The 6,101-nt window shown below is 58.8% G+C and carries 8 protein-coding genes; all 8 read left to right on the forward strand.

The genetic code is table 11. From position 1 onward, the window contains the following. Positions 1-51: 51 nt before the first annotated feature. The 8 genes from Q0Z94_RS05145 to lptB all read left to right on the forward strand — a co-directional run bounded on the left by Q0Z94_RS05145 (position 52) and on the right by lptB (position 6,010). On the forward strand, positions 52-261 hold the full coding sequence (locus Q0Z94_RS05145; protein ID WP_298067951.1) for an aminotransferase class I/II-fold pyridoxal phosphate-dependent enzyme: 210 nt from the start codon (positions 52-54) through the stop codon (positions 259-261). Between the two features lie 134 nt (positions 262-395). Beyond that, the gene (gene rpmB, locus Q0Z94_RS05150; RefSeq protein WP_298067952.1) at positions 396-608 is read left to right on the forward strand and encodes a 50S ribosomal protein L28; all 213 of its coding nucleotides are present in this window, start codon (positions 396-398) and stop codon (positions 606-608) included. Positions 609-709: 101 nt separating this feature from the next. After that, positions 710-1,708, forward strand: coding sequence for a rhomboid family intramembrane serine protease (locus tag Q0Z94_RS05155; protein ID WP_298067953.1), 999 nt, complete (start codon positions 710-712; stop codon positions 1,706-1,708). A 196-nt stretch (positions 1,709-1,904) separates the two neighbouring features. Further along, positions 1,905-3,053, forward strand: coding sequence for a tRNA guanosine(34) transglycosylase Tgt (tgt, locus tag Q0Z94_RS05160; protein WP_298067954.1), 1,149 nt, complete (start codon positions 1,905-1,907; stop codon positions 3,051-3,053). Positions 3,054-3,426: 373 nt separating this feature from the next. Continuing rightward, a complete protein-coding gene (locus tag Q0Z94_RS05165; RefSeq protein WP_298067955.1) occupies positions 3,427-4,017 on the forward strand; it encodes an HAD hydrolase family protein in 591 nt (196 codons plus the stop codon). Beyond that, on the forward strand, positions 4,014-4,691 hold the full coding sequence (gene lptC, locus Q0Z94_RS05170) for an LPS export ABC transporter periplasmic protein LptC (protein WP_298067956.1): 678 nt from the start codon (positions 4,014-4,016) through the stop codon (positions 4,689-4,691). Before Q0Z94_RS05165 ends, lptC begins: the two co-directional genes overlap by 4 nt. Before the next feature lie 54 nt (positions 4,692-4,745). Then, positions 4,746-5,285: a lipopolysaccharide transport periplasmic protein LptA gene (lptA, locus tag Q0Z94_RS05175; RefSeq protein ID WP_298067957.1), complete on the forward strand. Its 540-nt coding sequence runs from the start codon at positions 4,746-4,748 to the stop codon at positions 5,283-5,285. After that, on the forward strand, positions 5,282-6,010 hold the full coding sequence (lptB, locus tag Q0Z94_RS05180; protein ID WP_298067958.1) for an LPS export ABC transporter ATP-binding protein: 729 nt from the start codon (positions 5,282-5,284) through the stop codon (positions 6,008-6,010). Before lptA ends, lptB begins: the two co-directional genes overlap by 4 nt. Positions 6,011-6,101 lie beyond the last annotated feature (91 nt).

Raw genomic sequence — 6,101 nt, forward strand, 5'->3', positions numbered from 1 at the left:
TTCCGTAGCGGTCTTTAAGATCGGGGCATCCCCGCAACGTCAAAAACTCCTGTGCTCCAGCTCATGGCCGAAGACGAAGGAAAAGCCGTAGAACTTTCCCGCTGTCTGTACGCGTTGGGCTACTACGTCACGGCCATCCGCTACCCCTCAGTTCCACGCGACAAAGCCCGCCTCCGCATCTCGCGCATGGCTACGCATACACACCAGAAACTGGAGCGTCTTGTGAACGCCCTCAAGCACTTTGGTATGGACTGCCGCTGAAAGGACGTTTTTCATTTCCGTCCTTTTTCACTTGCCTTTTTTGAAAATTCGGGATATGGCTAACGTTCCGCGTGTGAAAAACCGTCACGCTCAAAGTAGCATTCCGGCCCGCCAGGGCTTCTATGGAGGATATCATGGGTAAAAAATGTGAGATCTGCGGCAAGAAAGCCATGGTCGGCAACTATGTGAGCCATTCCAATATCAAGACCAAGCGTCGCTTCAACCCCAACCTTCAGGCCGTGCGTCATCAGGAAGCCGATGGCACCGTGCGCACCATTACCGTGTGCACCCGTTGCCTGCGCTCCGGCGCTGTGGTTAAGCCCGTGGTCACTTCCAGCGAAGACTGAGCGGCTTTTTCTGTTTTCTCGAAAGGCGGGGACGGATTCTCCGCCTTTTTTTATTAACCGTGCCCGCAATACCGTGCCCGCAATAATGAAAAGGACACCCCATGGAAAGCCTTTCGACATCGGTGAAAGCCCCGTTCCGGCACAGACCGAAGCACAAGGTCTCCATGTGGCATCGTTCGCCCGCCGTGCCGCAAAGCTGGCGTGTTGTGGACTTCAGACCGCCGGGTCACCAGGGCCGCACCCTTCCCGGCCTTGGTACACGGCAGATGGAGCTGCTCCGCCTCATCCTCGACGCCCGGGACATCCCTTACTTCATAACCGGCCACGGATCCAACATGCGTGCCTACGTTCCCGCGCTTTACGAAACTCTGGCCCGTGCGGAACTTTCCGCAGCAGCGGCAGAAAAATCTGTGCCCGAGTCCGTACTGCCTCTGCGCCACAACGCCCATTGGGTCGCACTGATTCTGCTGCTCCTCATCGTCTGGCACGGCCTGCGCATGGGCTGGTGGCCTCTGCCAGGCGTTGAACTGCCCGGACCCAATGCCTGGCTGCAATGCGGGAAGCTGGACATCGCCCTCGTGCGCGCCGGGGAATGGTGGCGCACTGCCACGGCGCTCACCCTGCACGCCGACAGCCTTCATCTGTTCAGCAACGTCCTGTTCAGCGCTCCCTTCCTCATCCTGCTGGCCCGGCGTCTGGGTCTGGGTCTGACGTTGCCAGCCATCCTGGTTTCCGGCATACTCGGCAACGCCTTGGATGTGCTCTACCGCTCGCCAAGCTATGCCAGCCTGGGCGCGTCCACGGCCATGTTCAGCACGGTTGGTCTGCTGTGCGCCGACGTAGTGGTACGCAGTCCCGCAAGGGGCCTGCGAGGAATGGCTTTGCCAGCCGCCGCAGGTATGGCTTTTTTGGCCATGTTCGGCTCAGAAGGGGAAAACGTTGACTACGTTGCCCACGTCTTCGGTCTGGCCGCCGGTTTTGCGGTCGGACTTAGGATAAGCCTGACCATCAAGCACCACTCCGTTCCCCGCGCACTCGAAATGATTCTGGGAGCGGCCGCTGCCGGATTCCTCGCCCTGTGCTGGGCGCTCGCCTTCTAACCTTTCCCTTTTGAGGCTTTCATGTCTCACTCCGCAGTCGGCCTTCTGTCCGCTGAGTCCCTAGCCGGCAGCTTGGGAGTGTGCAGACTTCACCTCCTGGAGAGAAAAGTCACGGAAAAGGCTTTCATCGGCTTTGCCGTTTTGTCCATCACTTTTTCCCCTGAAGGGGAGATTTCAAACCTCAAAGGAACTTTTGATGAACAACGCTCCTGGAACCTTTGAACTTCTGGCCCGCGACGGTCATGCCCGCGCCGGACTTCTACACACCGCCCACGGCACTGTGGAGACGCCCATCTTCATGCCTGTCGGCACGGTGGGAAGCGTCAAGGCGCTGGCTCCCGATGACCTTGAGACCATCGGTGCACAGATCATTCTGGGAAATACCTACCACCTCTACCTGCGCCCCGGCGACGAGCTGGTAGCGCGGCGAGGCGGACTGCACACGTTCATCCGCTGGAACAAACCCATCCTCACGGACAGCGGTGGTTTTCAGGCATTCAGCCTGAGCGCTCTCAACAAAATGAAAAGGGAAGGCGTGGAGTTCCGCTCACACATCGACGGCTCACGGCATATGTTCACGCCGGAAAAAGTTATTTCCATACAACGCAATCTCGGCTCGGATATCATGATGCCCCTGGACGTCTGTCTTGGCTATGGAGCAAGTGAAGAAGAGGCGCAAAAAGCCGTGGTGCGCACCACGGAATGGGCGACTCGCTGCCGTGCGGCCTACCCCGCTCACGCGGACGGGAACCTGCTCTTCGGCATTGTGCAGGGATGCACCTTTCCGGAGCTGCGCTGTCTCTCGGCCAGGCAGCTCATGGACATCGGCTTTGAAGGCTATGCTGTCGGCGGACTCGCTGTTGGCGAACCCAAGCACCTCATGCTGGAGAACCTGCGCATCCTCGATCCCGTGCTGCCCGCGGACAAACCCCGCTACCTCATGGGCGTGGGCACACCTCTGGACATACTCCACGGCATCGAAGCGGGCGTGGACATGTTCGACTGCGTGCTCCCCACGCGCAACGCACGTAACGGCACGCTCTACACCTCACAGGGCAAGATCAATATCAAACGGCAGCAGTATGCGGAAGACGACGGCCCGCTGGATCCGAACTGCCGCTGCTACACCTGCCGCACCTTCAGCAGGGCCTACCTGCGCCACCTCTATGTAAGTCAGGAACTGCTCGCCTTCCGACTCAACTCTCTGCATAACCTTACCTATTTCCTCGACATGGTTCGCGGAGCGCGTCAGGCCATACGGGAGGGGCGCTACGCCGCGTTCAAGGCCGCCTATGAAGCCGTCTATCCGGAAGAAGACCTGCTCTTCGATGCTCCGGCGCTCTGAATAGAATTTTACACGAGTCAGGCGTTTAGCCGAAGTACAAGGCAAAAAATCAGATCGGCGTCCGCAAGCGGGTCAGAATGACTTGCGTACAGGATACTTCTGCCACGTTCTCTTTTCCCAAAAGCTGGCCGCAGAAGTGCGAACGCAGGCACGGCTCTGCAACTTACCCGATTCGGGAAAAACTTAGTCCGTTGCCTGATTCTGCACCAAGGGACGGATGAACGAGAAAGAGCTTCTGGACAAGACGGGAAAGTGCTGCCCCCAGAGAAGCGGATATTTTCTTTTTTTGACGGAAGGACGTTTTCAGGATAGGGTAGCCAAACGGGACAGGGCGCAGTATGCCGCGCAATTTTCCTGCCCGCGAGAGATGAGTATGTCGGCTTCTTCCGTGCTTCAGGTTCCCGGTATCCTTGCGGACGGTGACATCGCTGTACAAGCCGCGGCCCATGTGCGTTTTCTGGTACTCGATGTGGACGGCGTATGCACCGACGGCAAGCTTTACTATTCGCCGAGCGGCTATGCTGTGAAGTGCTTTTCGTCTCTGGACGGCATTGGCATCAAGACGGCCCTCCGCTGCGGCCTCGGCGTGGGCATCATTACAGGGCGCAGCGATCCCGCGGTACTGGCCCGCATGTCGCAGCTAGGAGTCAAGGACTATTTCCCCGGCTGCGAGAGCAAGCTCGTTCCTCTGGAGGCAATCCGCCGCAGGTACGCCCTTACGTTCGAAGAAATGGCCTATCTGGGAGATGACTGGATAGACCTCGATCCCATGCGTACCGTGGGTATGCCGATGGCCGTGGCCAACGCCGTGGCGCAGGTGAAGAAGGAAGCGAGGTACGTCACCGCAGCCCGCGGCGGGGAAGGTGCCGTGCGCGAAGCGGTGGAATTTCTGCTGGCCGCACGCATGGACGGCACGAACCCCGCCGATGTTTGGACTCAAGCTACCGGATCCGCCCGCCTATGAAAGATTCCTGGCGCAGGACACTCCTGCTTGTCATACTCCTGCTGCTCTTCTGGGGTGGCTGGTACGGCTGGCAAAGCTGGAAGACCAGCCGGACACTGAACGCCCTGGCCGATGTTGCGCGATCTGCGGATATCAACAAGCTGCTGTCCGATCCCCCGGACGTTGTGAAAAATTCCGTGGATCTGGCCGTGCGCGGCGTACAGCTCTCACAGGGAAGCGAGGGTAGCAAGAGCTTCGACCTCGATGCCGACTGGGCTACCCTGAATCAGGACTCAGGCGCCATCACGGTGCGTGACCCGGTCGTCCACTATTTCCTGCGTTCCGAGAACGGCGAAAAACAGCGGGAAGTACATGCAATCTCCCTGCTGGGACGCGTGGAGGACGGAAATCAGCGTGTTTCCATGGAAGAAGATGTGAAAGTCACCAGTGAGGAAAACACGCTGACTGGGAGGATCGCCGTGTTTCTCAATGAAAAGCGGACGTTGACCTTCCCGGAAGGGGCCATGTTGGATGGCCCGGAGCTGTCCGGTCATACCGCTGTTCTGCAATGGGATCTGAATACCAATATCCTCACGGGGACCGGGGGCGTACAGATGCGCTGGCTGCCAAAGCCAGCAGAAACTCCGGCGGAGTCCGAAGCCGCCGTTCCCACGAAAGGAGCCGCTGAGCAATAACGTGTGCCTTCCCTCCCCCGGCGGGACTGGGCAGGCATAGAAGAGGTTTGCCTGATGAAAAAGTTCGTTCTTGCCGTGCTGTTTGTCCTGGGCTGCGTTGTTTCCGTGCAGGCCGCGCCGTTTCCGGCTACGGACGAGAAGCTGCCCGTGGATGTGGTGGCTGACCGCATGGTCTATGAGACTGACAAAAACACCGTGACCTTTCAGGGCAACGTGGAAGCCGTGCGCGGCGAGTTCACCATGTGGTCGGAACGCCTGATTCTATACCTGAAAGCCTCGAAGGAAGAAGAAAAAAAAGCCGCTTCTGAGGCGGGTACTGCCATGGCCGGCAGCGAACTGGAACGCATTGTGGCTCAGGGAAACGTGCGGTTCAAAAACGGGACGCAGACGGGTTCATCGGAGAAGGCGACGTATCTTGCCGATCAGGGACTGCTCGTTCTCGAAGGCGAGCCTGTTCTGCACGATGGGGAAAATTCCATCCGCGGAAAAGTTATCCGCTACTACACCAAGGAAAACCGTAGTGTGGTGGAGGGCGGACCCAAACAGCGGGTTCACGCCGTGTTTTCTTCCGGCGACAAGGAGAAACGGCCATGAATTCCGTCCTCTCTGCCCAGCACCTCTGCAAACGCTACGGCACAAGGGAAGTGGTGCATGAAGTCTGTCTCTCCATGAAACAGGGAGAAATTGTCGGGCTTCTCGGCCCGAACGGAGCCGGCAAAACCACTTCCTTCTACATGATCACCGGCATCATCAAGCCTACAACCGGACAGGTGTCGCTGGATGGCCGTGAGATCAGCTCGTGGCCTCTCTACAGGCGCGCACGGGTGGGGCTTTCCTACCTGCCGCAGGAAAGTTCCGTGTTCCGCCGCCTTACCGTGCGCCAGAACCTTCAGATTATCCTCGAACATACAGGGCTTTCACGCGAGGAGCAGCGGAAGCGGGCTGACAGGCTCATGGAGGAATTCGGCCTCACGCGGCTGGAAAAGTCCTACGCTTCCTACCTTTCCGGCGGCGAACGGCGCCGCCTGGAAATAGCCCGCTGCCTCATCCGCGACCCGCAGTTCGTCCTGCTCGACGAGCCGTTCGCCGGCATCGACCCCCTGGCCGTGGGCGATATCCAGATGCTCACACGCGGTCTCAAGGAACGGGGTATCGGCGTCCTTATTTCCGACCACAATGTGCGCGAGACGCTGTCCATCTGCGACAGAGCCTATCTCATGTTTCAGGGAAATATCATCCTTTCCGGCACCCCCGAAGAAATCGTGAGCAATGCGCGAGCGCGCGAAGTCTATCTGGGCGAAGACTTCCATTTGGGCTGAACGCCCCTTTCAAAAAAATGGGGCCCCACCGGCATAGCCGGTGGTTCCCCCTATGCGCCTGTAAGGCTTTCTTACCAGCCGCGCCCTAACA

The sequence above is a fragment of the uncultured Mailhella sp. genome, from assembly GCF_947631555.1.
Classification (GTDB): domain Bacteria; phylum Desulfobacterota; class Desulfovibrionia; order Desulfovibrionales; family Desulfovibrionaceae; genus Mailhella.

Bases quoted from the DNA above. Each gene is read 5' to 3' on its own strand.
- tgt (WP_298067954.1), top strand. From the start codon at position 1,905: ATGAACAACGCTCCTGGAACCTTTGAACTTCTGGCCCGCGACGGTCAT.
- Q0Z94_RS05155 (WP_298067953.1), top strand. From the start codon at position 710: ATGGAAAGCCTTTCGACATCGGTGAAAGCCCCGTTCCGGCACAGACCG.
- lptB (WP_298067958.1), top strand. From the start codon at position 5,282: ATGAATTCCGTCCTCTCTGCCCAGCACCTCTGCAAACGCTACGGCACA.
- lptC (WP_298067956.1), top strand. From the start codon at position 4,014: ATGAAAGATTCCTGGCGCAGGACACTCCTGCTTGTCATACTCCTGCTG.
- rpmB (WP_298067952.1), top strand. From the start codon at position 396: ATGGGTAAAAAATGTGAGATCTGCGGCAAGAAAGCCATGGTCGGCAAC.
- Q0Z94_RS05165 (WP_298067955.1), top strand. From the start codon at position 3,427: ATGTCGGCTTCTTCCGTGCTTCAGGTTCCCGGTATCCTTGCGGACGGT.
- lptA (WP_298067957.1), top strand. From the start codon at position 4,746: ATGAAAAAGTTCGTTCTTGCCGTGCTGTTTGTCCTGGGCTGCGTTGTT.